Source organism: Rhizobium aureum (genome assembly GCF_030182495.1).
Lineage (GTDB): Bacteria > Pseudomonadota > Alphaproteobacteria > Rhizobiales > Rhizobiaceae > Rhizobium > Rhizobium tropici_C.
Map to the genome: position 1 here is coordinate 215,481 of NZ_JAQJCI010000001.1, position 23,962 is coordinate 239,442.

At 59.4% G+C, this 23,962-nt stretch carries 25 protein-coding genes and 1 pseudogene; 9 read left to right on the plus strand and 17 right to left on the minus strand.

The genetic code is table 11. From position 1 onward, the window contains the following. Positions 1-2: 2 nt before the first annotated feature. Positions 3-1,085, plus strand: coding sequence for an aldo/keto reductase (locus tag PH552_RS01025; protein ID WP_285165392.1), 1,083 nt, complete (start codon positions 3-5; stop codon positions 1,083-1,085). A gap of 41 nt (positions 1,086-1,126) precedes the next feature. After that, complete coding sequence (locus tag PH552_RS01030; protein ID WP_112342970.1) at positions 1,127-1,711, plus strand: dioxygenase family protein; 585 nt, start codon at positions 1,127-1,129, stop codon at positions 1,709-1,711. 181 nt (positions 1,712-1,892) lie between these two features. Here the strand turns inward: PH552_RS01030 and PH552_RS01035 are convergent, their stop codons facing one another. Further along, positions 1,893-2,633 carry an SDR family NAD(P)-dependent oxidoreductase gene (locus PH552_RS01035; protein WP_181592383.1) on the minus strand — a complete coding sequence of 247 codons (741 nt, stop codon included), beginning with the start codon at positions 2,631-2,633 and terminating at the stop codon, positions 1,893-1,895. Between the two features lie 67 nt (positions 2,634-2,700). On the opposite strand from PH552_RS01035, the gene PH552_RS01040 reads away from it, so the two are divergent. Continuing rightward, complete coding sequence (locus PH552_RS01040; protein ID WP_112342968.1) at positions 2,701-3,393, plus strand: TetR/AcrR family transcriptional regulator; 693 nt, start codon at positions 2,701-2,703, stop codon at positions 3,391-3,393. A 49-nt stretch (positions 3,394-3,442) separates the two neighbouring features. Here the strand turns inward: PH552_RS01040 and PH552_RS01045 are convergent, their stop codons facing one another. Beyond that, entirely contained in the window at positions 3,443-4,381 is a 939-nt protein-coding gene (locus tag PH552_RS01045) for an AraC family transcriptional regulator (protein WP_112342967.1), read from the minus strand. Positions 4,382-4,505: 124 nt separating this feature from the next. Here PH552_RS01045 and PH552_RS01050 point away from each other — a divergent pair, with 124 nt between their 5' ends. Next, positions 4,506-4,871 (plus strand): DUF1330 domain-containing protein, encoded by a 366-nt coding sequence (locus tag PH552_RS01050; protein WP_210209430.1) that lies wholly within the window; start codon positions 4,506-4,508, stop codon positions 4,869-4,871. Between the two features lie 53 nt (positions 4,872-4,924). Here PH552_RS01050 and PH552_RS01055 read toward each other — a convergent pair whose 3' ends face one another. From PH552_RS01055 to PH552_RS01075, 5 genes are all read right to left on the minus strand, one after another. Continuing rightward, a complete protein-coding gene (locus tag PH552_RS01055; RefSeq protein ID WP_112342965.1) occupies positions 4,925-5,548 on the minus strand; it encodes a class I SAM-dependent methyltransferase in 624 nt (207 codons plus the stop codon). Continuing rightward, entirely contained in the window at positions 5,545-6,183 is a 639-nt protein-coding gene (locus tag PH552_RS01060) for a DedA family protein (protein WP_112342964.1), read from the minus strand. Before PH552_RS01060 ends, PH552_RS01055 begins: the two co-directional genes overlap by 4 nt. A gap of 3 nt (positions 6,184-6,186) precedes the next feature. After that, complete coding sequence (locus tag PH552_RS01065) at positions 6,187-7,170, minus strand: oxidoreductase (protein WP_112342963.1); 984 nt, start codon at positions 7,168-7,170, stop codon at positions 6,187-6,189. A 284-nt stretch (positions 7,171-7,454) separates the two neighbouring features. Beyond that, complete coding sequence (locus tag PH552_RS01070) at positions 7,455-8,300, minus strand: SDR family oxidoreductase (RefSeq protein ID WP_285165393.1); 846 nt, start codon at positions 8,298-8,300, stop codon at positions 7,455-7,457. 64 nt (positions 8,301-8,364) lie between these two features. Beyond that, entirely contained in the window at positions 8,365-9,678 is a 1,314-nt protein-coding gene (locus tag PH552_RS01075) for an MFS transporter (RefSeq protein WP_285165394.1), read from the minus strand. 163 nt (positions 9,679-9,841) lie between these two features. Between PH552_RS01075 and PH552_RS01080 the strand changes: the two genes are divergently transcribed. After that, positions 9,842-10,765, plus strand: coding sequence for an AraC family transcriptional regulator (locus PH552_RS01080; protein WP_285165395.1), 924 nt, complete (start codon positions 9,842-9,844; stop codon positions 10,763-10,765). 128 nt (positions 10,766-10,893) lie between these two features. On the opposite strand, the gene PH552_RS01085 is transcribed toward PH552_RS01080, so the two are convergent. Both PH552_RS01085 and PH552_RS01090 read right to left on the minus strand, forming a co-directional pair. Continuing rightward, entirely contained in the window at positions 10,894-11,271 is a 378-nt protein-coding gene (locus PH552_RS01085) for a hypothetical protein (protein WP_285165396.1), read from the minus strand. A gap of 105 nt (positions 11,272-11,376) precedes the next feature. Beyond that, positions 11,377-12,684: an aspartate aminotransferase family protein gene (locus tag PH552_RS01090; protein ID WP_285165397.1), complete on the minus strand. Its 1,308-nt coding sequence runs from the start codon at positions 12,682-12,684 to the stop codon at positions 11,377-11,379. 102 nt (positions 12,685-12,786) lie between these two features. Here PH552_RS01090 and PH552_RS01095 point away from each other — a divergent pair, with 102 nt between their 5' ends. Beyond that, entirely contained in the window at positions 12,787-13,632 is an 846-nt protein-coding gene (locus tag PH552_RS01095; protein ID WP_285165398.1) for a LysR substrate-binding domain-containing protein, read from the plus strand. A gap of 62 nt (positions 13,633-13,694) precedes the next feature. Here PH552_RS01095 and PH552_RS01100 read toward each other — a convergent pair whose 3' ends face one another. Next, a complete protein-coding gene (locus PH552_RS01100) occupies positions 13,695-14,321 on the minus strand; it encodes a TetR/AcrR family transcriptional regulator (protein ID WP_285165399.1) in 627 nt (208 codons plus the stop codon). A 175-nt stretch (positions 14,322-14,496) separates the two neighbouring features. On the opposite strand from PH552_RS01100, the gene PH552_RS01105 reads away from it, so the two are divergent. Then, positions 14,497-16,662, plus strand: a complete 2,166-nt coding sequence (locus PH552_RS01105; RefSeq protein WP_285165400.1) for a prolyl oligopeptidase family serine peptidase — start codon at positions 14,497-14,499, stop codon at positions 16,660-16,662. Next, complete coding sequence (locus PH552_RS01110; protein ID WP_285165401.1) at positions 16,659-16,949, plus strand: hypothetical protein; 291 nt, start codon at positions 16,659-16,661, stop codon at positions 16,947-16,949. The genes PH552_RS01105 and PH552_RS01110 overlap by 4 nt, the downstream gene beginning before the upstream one ends. Before the next feature lie 78 nt (positions 16,950-17,027). Here PH552_RS01110 and PH552_RS01115 read toward each other — a convergent pair. From PH552_RS01115 to PH552_RS01145, 7 genes and pseudogenes are all read right to left on the minus strand, one after another. Further along, positions 17,028-17,380: pseudogene (locus PH552_RS01115) on the minus strand (cupin domain-containing protein). Positions 17,381-17,672: 292 nt separating this feature from the next. Continuing rightward, complete coding sequence (locus PH552_RS01120) at positions 17,673-18,590, minus strand: NADP-dependent oxidoreductase (protein ID WP_285165403.1); 918 nt, start codon at positions 18,588-18,590, stop codon at positions 17,673-17,675. 146 nt (positions 18,591-18,736) lie between these two features. Next, positions 18,737-19,201, minus strand: coding sequence for a DUF3788 domain-containing protein (locus tag PH552_RS01125; RefSeq protein ID WP_285165404.1), 465 nt, complete (start codon positions 19,199-19,201; stop codon positions 18,737-18,739). Positions 19,202-19,303: 102 nt separating this feature from the next. After that, complete coding sequence (locus PH552_RS01130) at positions 19,304-19,975, minus strand: FMN-dependent NADH-azoreductase (protein ID WP_285165405.1); 672 nt, start codon at positions 19,973-19,975, stop codon at positions 19,304-19,306. 43 nt (positions 19,976-20,018) lie between these two features. Next, entirely contained in the window at positions 20,019-20,564 is a 546-nt protein-coding gene (locus PH552_RS01135) for a carboxymuconolactone decarboxylase family protein (RefSeq protein WP_285165406.1), read from the minus strand. Positions 20,565-20,597: 33 nt separating this feature from the next. Continuing rightward, positions 20,598-21,251 carry a nitroreductase family protein gene (locus PH552_RS01140; RefSeq protein ID WP_285165407.1) on the minus strand — a complete coding sequence of 218 codons (654 nt, stop codon included), beginning with the start codon at positions 21,249-21,251 and terminating at the stop codon, positions 20,598-20,600. A gap of 113 nt (positions 21,252-21,364) precedes the next feature. Continuing rightward, positions 21,365-22,333, minus strand: a complete 969-nt coding sequence (locus PH552_RS01145) for an AraC family transcriptional regulator (protein WP_285165408.1) — start codon at positions 22,331-22,333, stop codon at positions 21,365-21,367. Positions 22,334-23,007: 674 nt separating this feature from the next. Here PH552_RS01145 and PH552_RS01150 point away from each other — a divergent pair. Next, complete coding sequence (locus PH552_RS01150) at positions 23,008-23,901, plus strand: SDR family oxidoreductase (RefSeq protein ID WP_285165715.1); 894 nt, start codon at positions 23,008-23,010, stop codon at positions 23,899-23,901. The last annotated feature ends 61 nt before the right edge of the window (positions 23,902-23,962 follow it).

The window sequence follows — 23,962 nt, forward strand, 5'->3', positions numbered from 1 at the left end:
CTATGGAACAGTTGAATATCAACAGACGCGGCTTTCTCGGCACGATGGGTGCGGCGGCAACAGGGTTGGCTCTCGCCACCCACGCTACCGCGCAGACCTCGGGAACGAATGCGGCGTTGTCAGCTTCTGGAGCAAATCAGGATGTCCTGACTCGCACATTGCCACGCACCGGCGAACGGGTCACTGCCCTGGGTCTCGGAACCTTCCTGACCTTCGACCTCAAGCCCGGGGATCGCCGGGACGCTCTCCGCCAAGTCTTCAAACGTTACGTCGCCGCAGGCGGCCGCGTGGTCGACACATCACCTCTCTACGGCTCGGCCGAAGTCAGCGTCGGCCAGTTCATGGGCGAGTTTGAAGGATCCGACGAGTTGTTCCTCGCCAACAAGGTCTGGTCGACGGGAGAATATCTTGGAGACGAAAGCCACGCGATCGAAAGCTTTCGGCAGTCGCGCATGCGGACATGGCGTGACACAATCAATCTCATGCAATGCCACAGCATCACCAATGCGCCGGTCATCATTCCGCTGATGAAAGCCTGGAAGAAGGAAGGGCTCATAGGCCACGTCGGCGTGACCCACCACGAGTCGGCGGCGCAGGACCAGTTGCTGGCCATCATCCAACGCGACGATGTCGATTTCATCCAGACCAACTACTCGATCTTCAACCGCGACGCAGAGAGGCGCTTGCTGCCGGCCGCCGCCGACAAGGGCGTCGGCGTCCTGATCAATCTGCCGCTCGAAAAGGCGCGGCTGATGAAGGTAATCGAGGGGCAGCCGCTTCCCGGTTTCGCAGCCGAATTCGGTGCGACGAGCTGGGCGCAGTTCTTTCTGAAATGGGTCATGGCGCATCCGGCCGTCACGAGCGTACTTTGCGGTACGTCCAACCCCGACCACATGAGCGACAATGTCCAGGCGATGACGGGGCCGCTACCTGACGAGCGCATGCGCGCCCGCATGGTCGCACATATGGAGACCCTTCCCGGCTTCGGCTCCATCGGTACGATGCCGTGGTATCCCGGCAAGGAGAACATGTATTCCGGCCTGATCCGAGAGGCACAGGCCAACGCCGCGCAGCGCCTGCAGTAACGGCGCGTCGATTAACCCGCCATCACACCGGGAGACCGGACTTGCCCTCCACCAGACGCTCGCTTCTGATGGCCTTTCTGACGCTGCCTCTCATCGAGGCGGCGAGAATGAGGGCGTTTGCGCACGTCGCTCCCGAACTGCCGCTCACCCCCGCATGTGACGATGAAGACGAACTGACCCTCGAACGGGAAGCCGGTCCCTTCTTCAGGCTGAACTCACCGCTCAATCGGGATCTCTATTCGGATGCACCCGGAGGCGAGCGAATAACCGTCGCCGGTTTCGTGTTTGACAATCGTTGCCGGCCGCTTGGCGGCAGCCTTGTCGAAATCTGGCACGCGGACGAAAACGGCGACTATGACAGCGTGGGCTTCCGCTTGCGCGGATACCAATTCGCCGACACGCAGGGACGCTGGTGGTTCAACACCATCGTGCCCGCGCTATATCCCAGACGAACGCGTCACTTCCATTTCAAGGTCCAGCGTCCCGGTGGGCGCCTCCTGACCACGCAGCTCTATTTTCCCGGCGAGGCGAGGAATGCCGGAGACAGATTGTTTGATGAGGCACTGCTCCTCGACATCAAGCAAACCGGCGATGGAAAGTTTGGACGGTTCGATTTCGTGATCTAACGAGGAAAGCCGCTAGGGAGGGGAGTGTTTAGTCGCCAGCCTACTTTTTCCAAATTCGGCCATTGAGCTCTTTTACGGAGCCTCGTTGACAGAGACAAGCCGTCCTCACGCATTATTGGTTGTTTGAAATTGCTTGCCGGACGTCGTGATGCCCGACGTCCAAACACAGCAAGGGTTCAAATCAGGCGTTGAAGCCCGCGTCTACACTGAGAACCGCGCCGGTAATCAGACTTGCAGCGGGACCCGCCAGGAACGCCACCGCGCTGGCGACTTCACGGGGCTCGCCGAAGCGCCCAAGCGAGGTGAGGCTCCTCTGATAGTCAGCATTCTCACCATTGGCGGGATTCATTTCCGTGTCAGTTGAACCCGGTAGAACGAGATTGACGGTGATGCCTTGAGGTCCGAGTTCGCGCGAAAGGCCCCGAGTGAACGACAGAAGTGCCGACTTCGACATCGCGTAAGCCGTCACACCCGGGAAAGGAACGCGCTCTGCAAGAGAGGAGCCGAGAGAGATGATCCGGCCACCGGATGAAAGATGCGGGATTGCTGCCTGCGCAAAAAGGACCGGGGCGCGAACGTTCACATCAAGCATGGCCTGCAGGTCGACGAGTGCCAGATCCGCGGTCATGCCGGCGGTTCCGATACCCGCGCTGTTGACGAGGATATCAAGCCCTCCAAGTGTGTCGACGGTCTGGCCGACGGCGCGGCGGATGGCGTCCGGGTCGGCACTGTCGGCTTGAATGGCAAGCCCACTGCGGCCTTTTTCCTCGATGGTCTTGACCACTGACGCAGCCCTGTCCGCCGAACGCTGATAGGTGAAGGCGACATCCGCGCCCTTCTCAGCAAGAGCAATTGCAATCGCAGCGCCTATTCCGCGAGAGCCGCCGTTCACCAAGGCGCGTTTTCCAAGCAATTCCATGATCTTTCCTTTTATGCAGTGATCGATGTAGAAATACGTATGGCCATTGCAAACCGCCGTCAACTGAATTATGCAGTGGTCGATGCACAATAATTCTCCATCGTCACCTAAAGCTTCAGAACGGCCCCTCCGCTCGCGCGGTCGACCGCGAGAATTCGACCGCGTTACAGCACTCGCCAAAGCGACAAGACTTTTTTGGACCAAAGGCTACGAGGCAACTTCCATCGCTGATCTGACGGATGAGATGGGGATCGGCACGAAGAGCCTCTATGCTGCCTTCGGTTCGAAGGATGAGCTCTATGCCGAAGCGCTTAAGTACTATTACACGACCTACGAGGGGCTCGTATGGACGCGGTTCAGAAAGGCGTCCACTGCGAAAGAGGCGGCTCTCGCATTCCTCGAGGATTCCGCGGTCGCGATGACCGGTGGAGATTGCGATCTGCCTCGCGGGTGCATGGCGACACTCGCCACCGTGGGCAGTAAAGGACACTCCGACCTGAGCGAACTCATGCGAGCGACCCGCGCAGGTGGTTTCGACATCCTCAAGGCGCGCTTTGACAGAGCAAAGAGCGACGGTGATCTTGTCCCCTCGGCAGATACGACGAGGCTGGCAAGGTTCGTGCAGATCGTCCAAAGCGGCATGGCGATCCGCGCTCGCGATGGAGCGGAACGGGTCGAACTGCATGCCGCGGCGGAAATGGCGCTGTCCGGCTGGGAGAATATGGCCGGTAACGTCGATCAGCACGCGGAGCGCAGGGCCTGAGCGTCGACCCGAACCGATAAGAATTTTGGATGGTTCAACTCTGCTCTTCTTATGAAGAGCGGAACGAGCTTTCTGCGAAACGGCTTGGCGAGCAGCCGACGGCGCGGGTGAAGGCAGTGCTGAACGCACTTGCCGACTTGTAGCCAATTGAAAAGGCGATCTCCTCCACCCTTGCCGTCCCAGACTTGAGGGCCTCCTTCGCAAGCGCCATGCGCCACCGCAAAAGATACGAGATTGGTCCGATCCCGACGAGCGATTGGAAACGGGTAGCCAAAGCAGAGCGGGAAACACCGCAAAGCTTTGCCAGAGCTCCGACCGTCCAATCTTGCCCAACATTTTCGTGCATGGCCCGAATGGCTTTGGACGTAACGGGGTCGCGAAGGCCGGCGAGCAGGCCCGGACCGGCGGCTCCCAGACTTTGTTCCGGAAAATCCGAGGCCGGCATCCTGAGAATCTCGACCAGCGTCAGTTCGACGAGACGGATGATGATGAATTCGCTTGCCGGCCCAGGGTCGCGGGCTTCGGATTCTATTAGCGTGAGCAGGTTGTGAAGCCGGTGGAGTTTGGGCGAATGCGAGGGTATCTGAACCATGGGCGGAAGAAGCCCTGCCAGGAGATCCTCGTTGGCTGCTGAGAACAGAAATTTGCCCATGTGGAGCGAAATCTGCCTTTCCGGACCGGAGCCCAGCTTCAAGCGGCCCCCCTGTTTAGCGGCCACCGCGGCGACGCTGTCCAATGGCTCTACTTCCTGACTTGAGGTCAGTGTAAAGGAAAGCGTTGTGCGCAGCAGCACGAAGTCGCCCTTTTCCAGCAGCAACGGATCGCAACCGGGTCGTATCAACTGACAATTGCCGCCTTCTATCCAGAAAAACAAAAGATCTCCCAGCGCCGGAAAGCTCAGGCCCCAGTCACCGGCGGCGTCCATGCCTCTACCCAAAAGAGCAGCGCGCGGTTGCAGCAGTCGAATTAGATCAAGAAAAGGATCCATTTTTTGGGCTTTAGATAAAGTCTTCTGGAGTCTGCATTATGGAGCGTGCAGAAGCGATAGCATAGTTTGCCGGAGGATTTCACGAGACCCCTATACCTCGGGGCCGTTTCACCGGAGAATAATGTTGATCAAAGTCACTGCCGCCGATATTGACCGTTTTCTTGCCGAAGACGACGGCCAGCCCATCGTCATGCTGAACCTGCTTCGGTTCAAAGCTGACGGCGGAAGGCAGCGTTATCTCGACTACCTTGCCATGGCCGGTCCCATCGTTGCCCGCTACGGCGCCGAAATCCTTTTTGCCGGCGATGGGGCGACCGCACTCTGCGCCGAACCCGGCCAATCCTGGGATGCGGTGGCGCTGGTGCGCTATCCAAACCGGTCAACTTTCGTCGATATGATCGCCGACCCGGCCTACGCCGTTGCCGATCCAATCCGGATGTCGGCTCTGGAAGAAGCGGTGCTGCAGCCGATTAGCGTGATGAAACTCTGACGCAACTGGCGCTCTCGCATCCGAAAGGCTCAGGATCGTGCAGCTGAGTCCTTCTACCATAAGGTAACAGATCTAGACGCTTCCGATTGCACGCCCTGCCGCAGTCTTCGTCGCGTGATGCGATAGACGGCTGCGGGCGGGATATTGGCAAAGGTCCAGCCGACATACGTCGCCTTCAGGCCTAGACGGTCGAGCAAGGGTCTGGCAATCGGACATCGCGGTCCGTAGGTGAATTGGTAGAATGCTCCATTATGGCGTAGGAGCGAAAATGCCCCTTCCACGATCGCGAGCACCTTGCGCGACGGCATCGATAGAAGAGGAAGGCCGCTGACAACAGCACCCACAGGCGCCTTCGCGTGAATTGGCAACTTGCGCAACCGAGCAGCATCCATCTGAACAGTTCTTGCGGCTGGAAAGCGGTTGCTGAGCTGGTTCGCGAATTCCGCACCATATTCGACCAGCACGAGATTTTCTTCGGCAACACCCCGTTGCAGCAAGGCTTCCGTAAAGACCCCGGTTCCAGGACCCAACTCGATGACTGTGCCCGTCTGCGCCGATATCTCTGCGGTCATAAGGGAAGACAATGCGCGCCCTGACGGAGTGACGGAGGCAACGCGAAGGGGAGCAGAAAGCCACGCCCGAAAAAACAAAAATGCATCTGCAGTTCGGTTCATCATCGCTTGCTTGCTCCAAAAGCCGGGCGCGCTCGATATCGCCGCTGAAGCCGCCACACCGAGGCGACGAGCAGTTCCGCAGTAACAAGCAGGATCAGTATTTTCAGGGCGAGTGCGGACGAATTAATGCCGGGGATGGCCAGTACAGCCAGGTAACCGCCGGCAATAAACAAGCCGTTCCACAGGACGATGCCGATCGATGCGCCAGCGACAAACCGCAGCGTACTTGTGCCTAAAAGCCCAGCCGCCACCGGCGAGATCAATCGCACGGTAGGAATGAGCTGCGACAGGATCGTCAGCGCCCGTTCACGCTCGCGCAGGGAGGATAGTGTCCAGTCGATACGGGGTCGTGATAGTCCCACCCATCCACCGACAGAGTAGAGAAGCGCCGAAGTCCGCTTTTTTCCGACTGCACGCACGAGAAGATAGAGGCCGAGAGCTCCGATCAAGCTTCCAACCGTCGTCCCGATGACGGCAGTGTGGAGCGACCAGACCTCATCGTCGGCCGCAATACCTATGGCGACGAGGACCCCATAGGAGGGCAGGGCAGGCAAGAAACGCTCCGCAAGCCCGATCGCGAAGAGACCAAACATGCCATATAACGCAATCCAGCCGACAAGATTTCCGAGCGGGTCCATCTCTCACCCCTCCCGTCTGATCGTTGTCTCGTCCAGACTGGAGCGCTCGGGAAGAGGAACCTGCGCACTGAACGAGATGCCCGTGAGCTTCTCTGAAATCTCCCACAGCCTATGCGCCACATGCTTTTCCATCGCCTGTCGCGGAATCTGTGCTTCCGTTGGGTGACCACGGGTCTCGCTTAGCCTGTCAGGCCCGTAATAGCCGCCGCCGCGGGCATCGGAAGACGTAGCCGCAAACAGAGTCGGCAACGCGCCTTGTGCAACAGGCTGAAACAAAAACCACAAGAACGTCCTGAGGAGGCCTTGGGCACTATGGCGCCCAGGGGCATTGTGAAGCAGATCGGTGCGCGATACGCCTGGGTGGGCAGCGATACTGGTAACCCGCCAGCCCGCTTCTTCGCTCCGCCGTTGCAGTTCGAACGCAAACATTAGACATGCCAGCTTCGACTGAGTGTAGACAGGCATCGGCTTATAGCCACGCTCCGCTTGCAGGTCGTCGAAATTGATTGCGGCGCTTGCGCTTCGAACAGCAATGCTGGAAAGCGTGACGACCCGCGGGTACTGTGCCCGCATGAGCAGCGGCAGGAGCTGGCCCGTCAGGGCAAAGTGGCCGAGGTAGTTGGTGCCGAACTGCAGTTCGAAGCCGTCTTTGGTCGTCTGACGCGTCGGCGGCGTCATCACGCCGGCATTGTTGATGAGAACATCAATATGGTCGCGCGTTTCTTTCAGTCTTTTCGCCAGCGCCTCGATCGATGCGAGGCTGGCGAGGTCGACGATTTCAAGAGTGACCGATGACTGCGGCGCCCTTTCCTTGATGCGCCGAACGGCTTCGGCGCCTTTCGTTGGATTGCGCCCCGCGATGATCACGTCGCCACCGGCTTCAGCCATCGCAACTGCATCTTCGAAGGCCAGACCGCCCGTTCCGGTGATCAAGATCGTCCGGCTCTTCTGAGATGGCATATCGTTTAGTGTCCAGGGTTGTGGCATCGTCCATTCCTTCTGTTTCTAATGGGGCAAAAGCCGTCCGCCGAAGACGTGTTGTTGGAGCATGCCTTCGGCGGACGGACGGGAGATCGCCGTGGGGTGAAGCGACCTTTCGCGGCTCCAGAATGGGGTGGTTCCGGATCCGAGCCTATTCGATGGCATCGACCGACCTGCCGAGGCGGCGCCCGGCCCCTTCACCTCATCCAGGCCGGATGTTCGGGAGTTATCTCGCTGACAGCGTCCGGATCGACGACGTCAGCGCCAATACACGCCGCAGCGGTTGCCCATCAGGCGATGCCGCCATTCGCGAAGATGTTTTGACCATCGATCCAAGCCCCGTCCTGCGAGCAGAGAAGGCCGATGACATTGGCGATATCTTCCGGCTGACCCAGGCGACGAAGCGGGGTAGCCTCCGGTATGCCGCGAAGTGCCTCTTCCCCATGCTGGCGCAGGAGTTGAGTGTCGACGGCACCCGGCGATATCGCATTGACCGAAATGTTGCGGCCGCCCAGTTCCTTGGCAAGAACGTTTGAATAGATCTCCTGCGCCGCCTTGGTTGCAGCGTAGGCTGCGGTACCGGCAGGGCTCATTTTGATGATACTTGAGCTGAGGCTGATGATCCGTCCGCCATCGCGGACCCGTCGTGAAGCCTCGCGCAACACGTTGAAACTTCCTTTGACGTTGGTGGCCATCATCCGGTCAAAGGCCTCGTCGGTCATCTGGGCGAAAGGACCAACGTTCATGATGCCGGCGTTATTGACGACGATGTCGACGCCGCCGAAGGCTTCGTCATTGGCGTCGAAAAGAGCTTTGACTGCAGCTGGATCCGCAACGTCCCCCTGGCGAACGATGGCGCGACCGCCAGCCGCCCCGATGTCGCGCACGACCGCCTCGGCAAGATCCCGGTTTGTCAGATAGTTCACCGTCACAGCATACCCGTCTCGCGCCAAGCGTCGGGCTGTCGCGGCGCCAATGCCGCGCGAAGAGCCGGTAACCACTGCGCCACGCTTGTCGCTAGGTCGCGTGTCAGCGTCGAGCGTCTGCGCCGACGCAAGCCTTGTCATGGCAAGAGCAGAAGGAACAGCGGCGGCCAGAGCCAGAAAGGAGCGGCGAGAGTTATCGGTATTGGACATCGTGGTATCTCCTTTGAAAAAGATTCGAGATGCTGCGGACGTCGCCCGCAGCCGCGTTTCGCGCTCAGCGCTGGCGAAGGAAATTCGCGATCCGTTGATTTGTGATCAGGTAGACTACGCCTGCCAGTAGGCTCGCCAACGGTACGATCAACAAACCAAGCCCGAGGCCATTGGGAATCTCAACGGCCGTAGCCGCATCACTGACGATGCCGACGATTAAGGGACCGAGTGCAGGCCCGGCAAGACCGGATCCGATCATAACGAGGCTCGTCGCCTGGGCCTGACGCCCCGAACCGGCGATCAGATGCGCGGCTCCGAAGCCCCACGGCAACATGAACGAGAATGACAACATTCCGGGCACGAAGAGTGCAATGGACATCCAGCCAGTCGGCGCAAACAGCGCTGCGGTCGTCGTTACACTAGCGAGCAGGAACAGAATTGCAGGAGGGCCGAGTACCTTGCCGGTGCCTGAGCGAACAGCGCGATCAAACCAGCGTCCGCCGCCCAACGTCCCGATGATCCCCATCAACCCTTGCAACATGCCGAACGAAACGCCGACCTCTGTTGCGGTAAAGCCATGGGTGCGGATCAGAAACGGTATGGAAAAGGCGTAGAAAGGGGCGCCTGCGAAGCCCAGGCAAACAGCCCCCGTGAACAACCAGCGAAACGCCGGAGACGACAGCAGGTCCAGACTGGTTCGCAGAAAAGGTTCGTCGCGCGCCGCTGTTGTCTGGAGAGGGGGAGTGGGACCGGATACAAGAATGGTCAACAGACCGATCAAGACGCCGATGGCTCCAGCACCGATCAGAACGACGCGCCAGCCGAAAACATCTGCAATCGCGCCGCCTGCGGCAAATCCCACCATCGTTCCTAACGGGATGCCCATCGCGAAGAGGCCGATTGCAAGACCGCGCCGCTCTAAGCCAATTTTGCGGACGATGAGAGCGTGACCTGCCGGAACGGCACCAGCCTCACCGAACGCAACACCGAAGCGTGTGAGGGCCAGGAACATGAAACTTGCGGCGAAACCCCCGAGCGTCGTCATGACGCTCCAGATCAGGACGCAGGACACCAGCACGAACCGCGGAGATCCCCGATCTGCTGCACGGGCAAGCGGCAAAGAGAGAAGCGCGTAGCAAACCGCGAAGGCGAGGCCCGTCAGTAGGCCCATCTCGGTGTCGGTCAGCCGCAGCTCTGCCTTAATCTTTTCCGCCAGGATGAACGGAAGGATCCGATCGATCTGCGAGAACGCATTGATCAGCAAAAGCACCATGCATATGGCGGCCATTCGCGGGCCCCTTACGCGTTCCTGGCTGGACGCAACGGGCGGCGCTCGTGTCTCTGAACGGTCTATTGACCGGGCGACAATTTCTGTCATCTTGGGGTCACTCCACGCTTGGTTTGCACCCTTAAGCTAGATGGAGTGTCCAATGAGCAGAATGCCAGAACCTTCAAGAAACTTGCCTATTCCTACAAGTGAGGCGATGATGCCGGCGAGGAGCCACGTGTTGCCGTGGCCTCTGAAACAGCCGGAGCCCCGCTTGAATACACCATTGCTCTCAGCCGTCACCGCCTACATCGAAGAACAGGGTGGTGGGCAAGGCCTGTTCCCGACGGCCATAGAAGGCTTCAATATCGTCCGCTCGTTTCAATCGATGATGCCCATGCGAAACATCTATCGGCCGTCGCTCTGTGTCGTGTTGGAAGGGGCGAAGGAGTTGCAGTTCGGCGATGAACATCTCAATTACCGCAGCATGGAGTGCCTGGTCGTCAGTGTTGGCGTCCCGGCAACCGGAAGGATCGTGGAGGCAAGTGCCGCAACGCCTTATGTTGGCGTTTTGATCGACTTCGATGTGGCAACTGTGCGAGAAGTCCTTGAACAGTTGGACACACCACCAGCCCAATCGGAAACGACCGGTCCTTGCGCTTTTATCGCCAAAGTTGATCAACCACTTGCCGACTGCATCCTCCGCCTGGTTCGGCTGCTGGAAACGCCGAAGGCAATCCCGATCCTGGCGCCTTCGATCGTGCGCGAGATTTGCTATTGGCTGTTGAGTGGCCCACATGGCGGAGAGATCTGCAAACTTGCCTGCCCGGAATCAAACATCGAGCGTGTCGTAAGAGCCGTAGCCCTTTTACACACTAACTTCGCGGAAACTTTGCGCGTAGATCAATTGGCTGATGTCGCGCGGATGAGCCCATCATCGTTTCACCAGCATTTCAAGGCGTTGACCTCGATGACGCCGCTGCAGTTCCAGAAGCAACTCCGCTTATTGGAGGCCCGTCGCCTCATGGTCACGAAGGCTGCCAATGTTGCCGAAGCGGCTTACAAGGTGGGATACGAGAGCGCGTCGCAGTTCAGCCGGGAATATTCAAGAACTTTTGGCGTCACGCCTAAACAGGATGCTTTGAACCAACAGCGCCTCCACAACGAATATGCGAGCCGCACTGTACGTTCCGCGTAATCCGGTCAGAATGAGTTAGCGCCTAATGTGCAAAAGGGTGAGCATAGCCGTCAGCCGGCTTGCCGGCGCCGATCGGTCATTCCAAATGGCGAGGTCGATGTCCGTTTCACTCTTATAAAATCGAAGCCTTAGAACGCAGATTGTAGTGCCAGTATGCCGACCGCCAACACGTAGACCATTGCGATGGCGACGAGAAGCAAGAGTGGAGATCCGAACTGTCCTCCTTGTCCGACAGCCGTCGGCATCGCCAGGTCCCGTGCGCTCCTGTATAGCTTCTGCAGCAGGATCAGGTTCGTCGGAGGAAACATCGGAAGGAGTAGCACGACAACGGCAAGCCGCAGATTGCCGTCCATCGGAGCACCCTTTGCATACGGAAACAGGTCGCGACCGGAGACGATGATCGTCGCAAACGACGACATGAAGAGAAGCGCGGCCGAAGCTCGGCCACGCATACCGACCGACGCAATGGCAGCTATCACTGCAGCCAGCAGCACGAGTGCATGCATCGCTGGGTAGCTGCTTATGGCACCACTATGCATAACCTGCAGCCTCCCCACGCTTTCATCCAGTCGAAGGCATTTCCTCCAACACATCATCACATGACAGATCTGTCAGGCTCCGGAGGCAGCCTGGATGGAATCCGACATTATCTCGACACCACGGTCGATTTCCTCGTTCGAAACTGTCAGTGGCGGCGCGATGCGAAACACGCCGCCCATTCCAGGCAACTTGACGATATTCATGCTCAGTCCCCGTCGCATCGCCTCTTCCATGATCTTGGCACCGAGAGCGAACCCTGGCGCTTTCGTCTGCCGATCCGCCACGATCTCCAGACCCATCAGAAGGCCGCGGCCGCGTACATCGCCAACGCATTCAAATCTCTGTTGAAGAGAGACAAGTCCGGCCCGCAACCTCGCCCCACGCTCGATTGCGGCAGCGACCAGGCCTTCTCGTTCGACAACGTCCAGAACAGTGACGCCGACTGCGGCGAGAAGGGGATCGGAGACATGCGTGGTGTAGAACAGATATCCCTTTTCGAAGGCCTTCTGCTCGATCGCCTCGGTCGTCATCACCGCAGCCAGCGGCAAGCCGGCACCCAGCGTTTTCGAAAGGGTCAGGATATCGGGAGTGACACCATCCCTTTGGAACGCGAACATGTGCCCGGTTCTGCCCACGCCAGTCTGGGCCTCATCCAGGATGAGAAGCATGCCTCGCTCCTCGCACTTTCGCTTGAGCGCGGCCAGATAACCAGCAGGAAGCTCCAGAATGCCACCGCTCGACAGAATTGGTTCGGCTATGAACGCGGCAAGGTTTCCAGTCGACTGGTTATCGATAAGCGCAAACGCATCATCCAACTCGGTTTGCCAATCATTCGTGCCATCCGGCTTCGTGAATCGAGGACGATATGAGTTAGGGGCGGGGATCGCGAGAGAACCTGCAGCCGTCGGCCCGTATCCGCGACGTCCAGCGCTATAGGTCGCGGCGGCGGCGGCGCCCGTCATGCCATGCCAACTCTGCGCGAACGCCACCACTTCATGTCCGCCGGTCACAAGTTTGGCCATGCGAATGGCAGCCTCGTTGGATTCTGCTCCCGTCGTCAGCAACTGAACACGATCGAGACCTGGCGCGAGCGCCGCAAGACGTGACGCCAGCTCCACCACCGGACGCGAGAGCATGCCGCTAAAGAGATGTGCGACCGAGCGCATCTGTCGATCGACCGTCGCAACGATGTCTGGATGAGTGTGGCCGAGGAGGGCGCTCATCTGCCCCGACGTAAAGTCCAATATGGGGCGGTGGTCGGCGTCATACACGTAGCTTCCGCTCGCACGCTCAACGATGATGCTCTCGAAGCTTGGCCCGTATCGCGTAAGGTGCCTGTTCGCCTGATTCCAGAAGCTCTGTTCATCGTTGAGGGACACGGGTCTATTCCTTCGGTTGGCACTGAGGAGAAACTATGCAGTGTTTTCTTTTTCGGCAAATTGATATTATTCCATTCCGATATCAACGAAATCGATGGCGAAATGACCCTTGATCTTTCGGTCCTCAGAAACTTCGCGGTGGTTGCCAGGTCAGGCTCCATAAGCGTGGCATCCCAGCAGGTAGGTCGCACGCAATCGGCATTGAGCATGCAGATGCAGCGCCTTGAAGACATGATCGGACAGGCCCTGCTCCATAGGAGCGGATCCGGTATCCGCCTGACGTCAGCCGGCGAAAAGCTGCTCGTGCATGCGGAGGCGCTTCTTGCCCAGCATGACGAGTTGCTGGCGACTATGAACGGGGCCACTCTGCAGGGCTCCGTCAGTCTGGGCTGCCCTGAAGACTACTCCATCGCCTTCCTTCCCTCCATCCTGAAGGGCTTCTTCGAACGACACCCGGACGTGGAACTACGAATGGTATGCGCGCCTACCACCGAGCTCAGGCCGATGCTGAGAAGAAGGCAAATCGATCTCGGTATGGTCTCGCTTTCGGAATTGGCCAGTCCTGAAATCATCAGGCGAGAGGATTTCGTGTGGGTGGCAAATTCGTCCAGGCCAGCTATCCTGGATCTGCCCATCTTGCCCCTTGCCCTTTCCGCGCCTGCCACGCTCGACTTCCGCGCGGCCTGCGACGTCATGGAGGCGTCAAACCGCCGATACCGCGTCGCCTTTGCAAGCAATAGTCTCGCGGGGCTGACCGCAATTGCACGATCAGGTCACGCTATCAGCGTCTTCACCAGGACTGCTGTTCCGCCGGATCTCTTTGTCGTCACGGACGGACTGCCGACGCTTCCCACGATAGGTCTGGCCGTGGAGTTCGGAGAGAGCCGGCCTTCGGTGATTGCGAAGGCTCTTGCCGAGCATATCCGCTCGACCCTTCATGGGCTGTAGGGTTTGGGACCTACATAAAAACGGAGACCGGACGGACCTAGCTCATCCCTTCGCTGAGCCGGTCAACGCGGCCGCGGTGTAATTGGATCACAGAACGGTAAGGTGCTGGCGCGGCGGATTGCCTGCGCGAGCCGGTCATTGGTTTCCTCGACAGTGGGTATCTGTCCGTATTTTACTGCTGCACGGCTGATAGTCTCGTCTATGACGCGCATGGCCGCGGCGACAGTGGCAGCGCACAGGCGTACCTCAAAGTCGGTCGGCGACATATCCAGCCTGAAAGCAATCACGCGCGCCATAGCGATCTCTGTCATGCGCGTCGCCGTGAAGAATGGCTCCAGCAGTGCCGGCTCTTCATCCAGCCGGGAGATGAGGTGAACGACGAGCTTGCCGTCCTCGATTTCTTTGGTGTCGATTTTGCTGAAGTCGTACGCGATCTCCAGGAAGCGTTCGACCGACATATCGAGCGGCCATTTTACAAGCTTTTCGGCAAAGCGCTGCGACGTCAGCGCAAATAGCGGCTCGATGCAACTCTCCTTGGTGCGGAAATAACGCCAGAGAGTTCGCTTTGAGATGCCGGCCGCCTCAGCGATCTCATCTCCGCTGGTCTCTGCAACGCCCCGTTCGAGGAACAGGCGCGCGGCGCATCGCGCGACGTTGATATGGGCGTCCTCCGCAATCGTCCTGCTCATCCCATCCTCTCACTCGATCGATCTTACCCTTATATGGCAACACGTGCCACATGAGAAGCAGCTTGACGGTTGCCAGTGCACGAGTGTTCGCGTATCAACAGCCACAATAATGACATTTAGTGCCATTATTTGTTTTGCCGCTGACGAGGCTTTCGCCATCTATCGAGGGATGCCGATGAAGAATTCTACCGCCATTGCCGTGTCGCTGTTCATGCAGCTCAACAGCGTTTCCGCTCAGACCTTGGAGAGTGACGTGTCAGAGATCGAGTATCCACAAACCGAACGTGTCGACGTAACGGAGGAGCGTTTCGGGGTGACCGTTGCTGATCCGTATCGGTGGCTGGAGGACGCGGAGGGCAAGCGCGCGGCCGTCGATGCCTGGATTGAAGCCCAGAACAAGGTCACGCGGCGCTATCTCGACACGCTGCCCGGTCGAGACATTTTGGAACAGCGCATCAAGGCCTTGTTCGAGTACGAGCGTTACACGGTTCCCCGCAAACGTGGCGACAAGTACTTCTTCACGTTCAACAAGGGTCTTGAGAACCAGCCCGCCTTGTATGTACGCGACGGCGCTTTGGGACAGGCTCGTCTGCTGATCGACCCCAACGCGTGGTCTGACGACAGTGCCGATGCGATCGGTGAATGGAGCGTTTCCGACAACGGCCGTTATCTAGCGTCCAGTGTCCAGAAGGGCGGAAGCGACTGGCGGACGATCCGCGTGCTGGATGTCGAGAGAGGTCAAGAGCTTCAGGACGCCGTCGACTGGGCGCGGTTCACCCATGTCAGCTGGGCACCGGACAGCTCAGGCTTCTTTTATTCGCGCGTGCCGGAGCCCGCTCAAGGTGCGACCGGCGCAGCGATCGCCAACCACGCAGTCTATTTTCATAGGCTGGGCACCCCTCAGGATGAGGATCGGCTGATCTATTCCACACCCGACAAACCGGGCCTGCTGCACGTTGCCAATCGCGCTGAAGGGGGCCGCTATCTTGCCATCTCCTCGACGCCAGGAACGAACGAAAACGCGCTGACCGTTGTCGATCTCCACTCCATGGAATGGAAAGCTCAGACGGTCGTGCCGCACATGGAGGCGGAATGGTCCGTCATCGCCAATGACGGCTCCAAACTGATCCTTGTCACCACCGATGGCGCAGAACGCCGTCAGGTTGTCTCGCTCGACATGGGCGAGGAAAGTCCGCAGCCGAAAGAAATTGTACCCGAAGACGCTGAAGACGCAGTTCTCAATGACGCTGCAGTAATGGGCAACAGGCTCTTCATTGCCTACCTCGTCGATGCCAAGACGGAGATACGCCGCTTCGGTTTGAATGGTACGCCCGACGGGATCGTTCCGTTGCCTGGTATTGGAACTGCTGGCGGGTTTCAGGGCGGTCCGGACGAGAGCGAAGCGTTCTTCGCCTTCACGGCATTCGATGCGCCGACCGCGATCTATCAATACGACACGGAGACCAACTCGGTTAAGCCCTGGGCACAGCCGAAATCGTCCATCAATCCGGACGACGTCGTTGTCGAGCAACGGTTCTACCGCTCGAAGGACTGGACGGAGGTGCCGATCTTCATCGTGCGCCGCAAGGATGTCACGATAGCGGCTCCGACCTTGCTCTATGGCTACGGCGGCTTCGGCATTCCTCAAGTTCCATATTACAGCCCGATCCAACTCGCTTGGGTGGAGCAGGGCGGGGTCTTGGCGATCGCCGGCATTCGTGGCGGCGGGGAATATGGCCGGGCATGGCATCGCGCCGGGCAGCTCGACAAAAAGCAGAATGCGTTCGACGATTTCATCGCCGCCGGGGAGTTTCTCAAAAAGAGCGGCATCACCTTATCGAATGGTCTGGCCATCCAAGGCGAATCCAACGGAGGCCTTCTGGTCGGAGCGGTGACGAACCAACGGCCTGACCTGTTCGACGTTGCCTTGCCGGGCGTCGGTGTCATGGACATGCTCCGCTTCGACAAGTTCACGGCCGGCGGTTTCTGGATCAGCGAATTCGGTGACCCCGCGCAAGAGCGCCATTTCCGCGATCTCATCGCCTACTCGCCCTATCATACGATCAAACAGCGCAAAGACTATCCGGCCGTATTGGCGACGACAGCCGACGCCGACGATCGCGTCGTGCCTGCCCACACCTACAAATACGTCGCCGCGCTCCAGGCCGCCGAGCTCGGGTCGAAGCCGCGACTGGTCCGCATCGAAACGCGCGCCGGACATGGCGCAGGCATGCCGCTCGACAAGGTTATCGCCCGACATGCCGAGATGTGGGCTTTCGCTGCGCACTGGACCGGCCTGAAAATCAAACCCGTGATCTCAAAACCTTCAAGTGGAGAATGATGAAAATGACCATGCTTAATTCGACAACCAGATCTCTGGCGTCAATCTGCAGCGGCGGCCTGATGTTGCTGACGCTGACAGGCTGCTCGGTGGCCGACGACAATCGCTACAGTGACAGCCGACGCTGCTCCGGGTATCGCGATTACAACGGCTGCATGTCGGTGCAACGGCACTATCGCGACCGCGAGCAGCTCATCAACCAGGAAAAGGCGCTTATCAATGCGGCGCAAGCCAGAGAGAACCTGCGCATGCTTCGAGAGATCAGACGTCGGCGCGGCGAGCAGTGACGTGCACGATCCTCGATCAGGGTAGGGCCATCCGGTTGTAAGACCGGATAGTCCCGCTTAGTGAGGGGTCGTCTCGATTCATCTCTCGCGCGCCTCGGCCCAGTGCGGATAGGTCACAAAGGCCGTCGTCGCACCCTCTCCCTCGGTGGTGATGGTGACGGATTGGCCCTTAGGCATATAAACAATGTCGCCGGGTCCCGCAGTGACCCTGCCATCACTGGTAGATACGGACAATCGGCCCTCAAGGACGATCATCGTGTCGTCGACGGCCATCGTCTCGGTTAGCGACTGACCGGGAGCGTATCGGCCATAACCAATAGAGACCGGGCCACCGTTTCTCTCGTCCACAAGGTTCCCGACATAGATGTCGGCATCCTGTCCGGTGATTTGACGAGTTCTGCGTCTGTAATGCTGAACCTTTGGACCTTCACCTACGTCCTCCTGCGTTTCCGCTTGAGATAGCGCGAATTCCAGGAATGCCAACCTGATCCTACGGAGAAAGATATGACTGAGAAAACCAGCTAGGCATCGACGCCAGAACAGCGCAAGTACCTTGAGCGCCAATAGACGACGTACCCCACGAGGCACGCCAGTCGGACTGGCGACGCTCGCCTCCGCCTGATCCACCGCGTCGATTGCGGCCGGCGTTCTTACGCCGACCGTGAGGACCCGAGCTGAGGTCTTTTCCGAATATCAAGATTCGACATCGATGCCCTAGGCCTCTCATGCTTGAGGGCGGATGATCGTCTTCCCGGTCGGACGCTCCGTTGAGTTGAATGCGGCAACGGCATTGTCGAGCGTTGAGATGTTGCCGATATTCGCCCGAAGGCGTCCGTCACGTACCCGCTGAACGATCCCGCGGAGTTGGGCGCGGTCGGATTCGACGACGAAATCAATCGCCAGACCATCGGCGGGGCGCGCTTCAACAGGTCCAACCACGGAAACGAGAGCCCCTCCGGGTCGTACCAAGCCTGCGGAGCGCCTCTGGATCTCGCCGCCGATCATGTCAAGCACGAGATCGACACTCCCGATTTCCTCGAGCGTGTCATTTGCCAGATCGACGAACTCGTTCGCGCCAAACTCCAGCGACTTCTGTCGGTCGGCAACGCGTCCAGTAGCGATGACATAGGCTCCGAATTCGCGGGCTAGCTGCGTCGCGATCGAACCGACCGCACCGGCGGCGCCATGGACAAGAACGCTCTGACCGGCTTGAAGACGGCCATGCTGAAACAGCCCCTGCCAGGCGGTGAGGCCGGAGATCGGCAGGCTGGCACCCAGCGTGAACTCCACGTCGCCTGGCAGTGGAGCGAGGTTGCGCGCCTCCACGGCCACATATTCCGCCAGGGTGCCGTCGCGGTACCAGTCCGTCAGGCCGAACACGCGCTGTCCCAAGGACAGGCCGGTCGTACCATAGCCAAGCGCAGTAACCACGCCGGCGAACTCATGGCCCGGGATGGACGGCGTTCGTCTTTGGCCGACGCGATCGGTCCAGGTCGACGGCCAGCTCAGTTCGGTGGGTACAAAGCCCGACGCGTATACTTCAACGATGACGTCGTTTATCGCCGCCTCCGGCTGCGGGCGCTCCGCCAATGACATACCGGCGACACCGGCGGCTTCGTCGGTTGCTATGATCGCTTTCATCGATTGTCTCCTTAGATGTTTTGACGATTTGAGGTGATACAGCGCGAGAGACCCTCTCGATCTCCCGCAGGCTGCTGTGGGACGGTGCCGCCCATGTGTTGCTGTGGGTGTCGTGCGTGAGCGGCATATTGCAGATGAGAGAATGCTCAGCGCGGGAGCGGCGGGCGCTTCATCGCCAAAAGCTCAGTGACATCCTGCAGCTCGTCTATGGACGAGACGGGAAGCGTCAGCCATTTCCCGTCGATGTAGGTCTTTGCATCATCGTAGGCTCTGACCAGTTGCGGCCGCCAAAAATAACGCCGCTCTTCGAACTTCTCCCGTTCGGCTCTGCCCATCACGACGATGGCAGAGAACCGCCGATATTCGGGCACCAAAGTGGTAAGCGCCCTGGTCTTCTTGAAGCGCAAGGACCAACCGCAGTTCTTTCCGCCGTAAAGCCAGTCCGGTGCGAACACTCCAGGGTAAGACGCGTCGATCCAGGTTCGCAGTTCGGTCCATCGACCGTATGCCTCCGACCCCAGCCATTCGCGGATGGCACCGTCATCGGGTGGTGTCGAATTGCCGGCGATCCTGTCACCGATCTTGGGAAACGTAGACGTAGATAAAATCATCTGAAGCCTCATGTTTATGGTCCGGTTGCGCCGGGTCGTTGATGTGCTGATGTTAGAAATCTTGCGTCCTCAGTCCGCGCTTGGCGATGCTCGCGTACGCGGTTAGGTCTGCGTGCATCCGATAGCGTTCGCGATCATTGCGGGTTGGTTTTGGATTCCGGTCATGCGCTCCACCGCGGTGCGGTCCAGAGCAGCAAGCGTCTTGTCTCTCGCCTCTGCCGCCTGCTTCCAGTCAAGGAAGGCAGTTCCTTGAAGCGGGAGAAACTGCTGGCTCTTTAGCCCGATGGAGTTGAGCGCGACCGAAAGATAGGGTGTCAGAAAATCCGGTTGGTTGGCGCGCTCGCCGGTGAAGAATCCACCGGATGCCACACCAACAAAGACCGGACGGTCGCGAAGCATTCCCACTTTCCCGGCCGGCGTTGATTTCATTGTGCGGCCGACGCGCAGGATCTGGTCGATCCAGGTCTTGAGCACCGAGGGAATGGTCAGGTTGTGCATCGGCGTTCCGATGACGATCGCATCCGCCGCTTCGATTTCCCGGATAAGCTGCTCGGAAAGATCGAGTGACCCAACTGGCGGGGCCGCCAAAGTCGCCGGCGATGCCAGCGCGGCGGCATAAAGGGCTGCGGTCTGAGGTAGGGGATCGACGCCCAAGTCACGCCGGATGATGTCCGCTCCAGGCGCGACCTCGAGAAGCTTTTCGACGATCGCCGCCGAAAGCCGGCGACTATGTGATTGTTGGCGCGGACTGCTATCAATGTGGAGAATGTTCATGGGATTGATCCAACAGCTTCATGAGGTTGCGAGAGAGCGGAGCTTAGATCGCGCCGGCCGGGGCAACGGCGGGAAAGTCCTTGTCCGGATCGAAGACGTTGTTGAACAGGTTCGTCAGCGTGTACATGGCCACAAGGGTGACGATCTCGATGATGTTCGCCTCGGTGAACCCTGCATCGCGGACAGCCTTGAGATCAACATCGCTGACTTTCCCTCGGGTCTCGATAACCTTTCGCGCGAACTGCACCGCCGCATCCCGCTTTGGGTCATTCGCATGGCCCTTGCGAGCGAGAATGATCTCGTCGGCAGGCAGCTTGGCCATATGTTCGGCGGTGAAGCTGTGAACCGTGAGGCAGTAGTTGCAGCCATTCACTTCTGAGACAGGAAGGCCGATGCTGTCTCGTGTCCTCACGTCAAGCGCCTTGCTGAGCGAGCCAAGCAGCGCAGCCCATGCGTTAAAGGCAATCGGGCTCTGCGCAAAGGCTGCCAGCATGTTTGGGGTGAACCCAATGTTTCTGGTGAAAGCATCGAGGGTTTCTTTGGATGCAGGCGGCACCTGTTCCGGCGTCAGAACGGTCGTTCTGGTCATGGTAGTCTCCATAAGTGGTGATTGAGATGGGGGTTATGCGAAGGACAGGACGTCTGCCACGGGCAGGCGTGGCTTCTGCGGCCAGTTGCCAGACCGCTCGGGGCCGATGGTCAGGAGCATGACCGGGATTTCGTCGTCGGCGAGGCCGAATTCGCGATGCACGGCTTCCGCGTCGAAGCCAATCATCGGCGTCGAACCGAGGCCCAGCGAGCGCGCCGCATAGATGATCGCCGCAGTACCGAAGGTGGCGGAGCGCACCGCTTCGTCACGTTGCCGCTGGGGCTGATTGTCATAGAGGCTGCGGGCGGGTGCTTCCCATTCCGGCACCAGGTGGGCCGGCATGATGCCGGCTTCGACGACCGGCGCCAGGCGAGCGGGCACGGTGCTGGCATCGGCCAATTGCCCCACGATAATAAAAGTCACCGCCGCGTCGGTGATAGCCGGCTGGTTCCAGGCGATCGGGCGTAGCCGCGCTTTGGCGTCGGGCGTGCGAACGGCGATGAACCGCCAGTTCTGCAAGTGAAAGGACGTCGGCGCCGACGTGCCGATCCGCACCAGATCGCGGATCTGATCGTCGCTCAGTGTGGCGGTGGTGTCGTAATATTTAGCGGCGCTGCGGCTGAGGATGGTTTCGATGACAGCATTCGTCGGTGCTACTTCGGAGGCTGTGTTGCTGATGTAGTTCATTGGGTGGCTCCCTCATCAAGTGATTACGGAGCCGATTTTACGAGCGGCTTTGATATTATCGAGACTGGATCGTACCAAAATAATGCTCGAAAGGATCAAACTTGGCGGCTGCCTTAACTTGCACTTTTCTCGCCGGTCTGCGCCAGACTGCGCCACTCCCCTGGCGTCATCCCCATTTTGTCGGCGAACACGCGCCGGAATGCCGAAACGGATTGATAACCGACCCTTTCGGCGATTGCCTCGGTACTGATCGCCGGTTTCTTGAGCTCGTTGGCGGCGAGACTCATGCGCAGATCAGTCAACAGGTTCAGCGCGGAGTAACCGAGCCTGTCCTGGAAGTGACGCATGAACGTGGCGCGTGACATGCCGCAGAGGTTTGCCAGATCAGGCAATTTCCAAGGCTTGGCTGGATCAGCGAGCATGGCGTTGATCGCCGGCGCCAATCGCGGGTGGCCCGCCAACGCCAGCAAACCCTCAGGAGCTTTTGCGGATTCGCTGGCCGCGCGTAACACCAGCGTGAAAAGAGCCGAAGACAGTGCATTGAGAACGGCCCGTCCTCCCGGTCGATCGCCGGCCGCTTCCATGCGCATCAGCCCCACTAGACCGGCGAGTTGACCAGTTGCGGCCGCGACACCGTCTTCGCGGAGGCCATCTGAGGTTCGCGCCACGAGATTCAGGGGCAGGTAGTTGCGGATCAGTCTATCGTGAGGAGGTGCGATGAAAAATCGGCCACATAACAGGTCGAGCTGTTCACCATTGCTGTCGTTCTCGCTGAGCATCCAACCGGCCGAACCCTGCCGCTGCTGAGTGGGGACGGGCGTCTGCCCGCTACCGTCGTGCAATACATGCGCCGCACCATGGGGTAACAGCACGATATCGCCGCTCGTCAATTCTCGCCGCGTTCTTGCCTCCGGATCCTCAAAGATCGCCCGCCCCCTGACAATGACGTGGTAGGGAATCTCGTTCGGCGCAGCCCGGTTCCAGGTCACGCGCCACGGAGCGCCGTAGGCACAGCGCACCTCGAGCTGGCCGGTAACCGTGATGATTTGCAGGAGCTGGCTCAACCAATCAAGTTCAGACATGGGACCTCGGGAATCTACGGTTCAGGCGTTATATCGTATCGCACAACAACCAGTTGCGCTCCATGGCTGAATCCACGAGCTGACGGATATAACTCGCGGTGTCGTGCACTCCCAAGGAAGTCGAAAATTACGCGTTCCCGCGCCGAAATGAGGATAAGGGGATAGCAGGGGCATACCCCCAGATAGGGTGGCACTCGGTCGGAAAGCACTTGCCTGAGGTTTCGGCCCACCAGGACCTCTGCCGTCATCTACCGCCTCACGTGGCGGCCGCCAACAGAAGCCGGGACTGGTCGACTGGGAGATTGCCTGCCATCTAGAAGATCAGAGCCTCGCCGCACCGTTTGTATTCTAAACGGTAGATTGATCCGCCTACCATGAGCAGTTGGACGCATTGGTGGAGAGCGAGGCCGAAGGATTTTGAGACCGGGTGTAGGTGCGGCATGTCTATACTCCTGGGTCGAAGAGGCAACGCGCCGATCGGCTCTTGTTTCCGGTGGATGGAACATTGCAGCGCCACCTTAGTTTGTGCCCTGGGCAGTAACGCCCCGCACGCCGAAGGGGCAATCATGAAATCTCAGCACTCGTTTCCGATCAGCCGACGATCCGTACTCTCGGCAGCAACCGCGACGCTCGCGGCGTCGGTCTTTCCCAGCGTCGCCTGGTCAGCTTCGAACATGCAGGAGAACACGCAGATGGACGATCCCACAACGAAGTACCCGAAGCCACCGTTTCAGAAGCAGAGTCAGCCGTTTCCCGGCCTTGCCAGCAAGATGAACCCCACGCCGGATCATGGGGAGACCTCTTATACGGGTTCGGGTCGTCTCGTGGGGCGCAAGGCGCTGATAACCGGAGGCGATTCCGGAATGGGCCGCGCCGCAGCCATCGCCTACGCCCGCGAGGGCGCGGATGTCGCTATCAACTATCTTCCTGACGAAGAGCCCGATGCGAAGGAAGTCATCGCGCTCATCGAGAAGGAAGGGCGCAAGGGCGTGGCGTTGCCCGGCGATCTTCGTGACGCCGCCTTCTGCGAGAAACTGGTTGACGATGCGGTCAAGGCACTGGGCGGTCTCGACATCCTCGTGAATAATGCCGGTCGGCAGCAGCAGGCTCAGTCAATCGACGACATCACCTATGAAGCCTTCGACGCGACGATGAAGACCAACATCTACGCCACGTTCCTTCTGACGAAGGCTGCCCTCAAGCACATGAAGCCAGGATCGACGATCATCCAGACGACGTCGGAGCAGGCCTATGACCCGTCCGAGAACCTCGTCGACTACGCGATGACCAAGGCGGCAATGATGAACTTCACCAAGTCGATGGCGAAGCAGCTCGGACCGAAGGGCATTCGCGTTAACGGCGTCGCGCCTGGTCCGATCTGGACGCCGCTTCAGGTCAGCGGCGGAGCGACGATGGAAAAGCTGGAGAAGTTCGGTGGCGACACCCCGATGGGCCGTCCCGGTCAGCCCGCGGAACTCGCATCGATCTATGTGCAGCTTGCGGACCCGCAGGCGAGCTACGCCACGGGACAGGTCTACGGCGCGGCGGGCGGCGGCGGCCAACCGTAAATTCGCCCGCTGCCGGTCGCAGGTTTGATATGGTTCAACTAGACAGCACATTACTGATTGC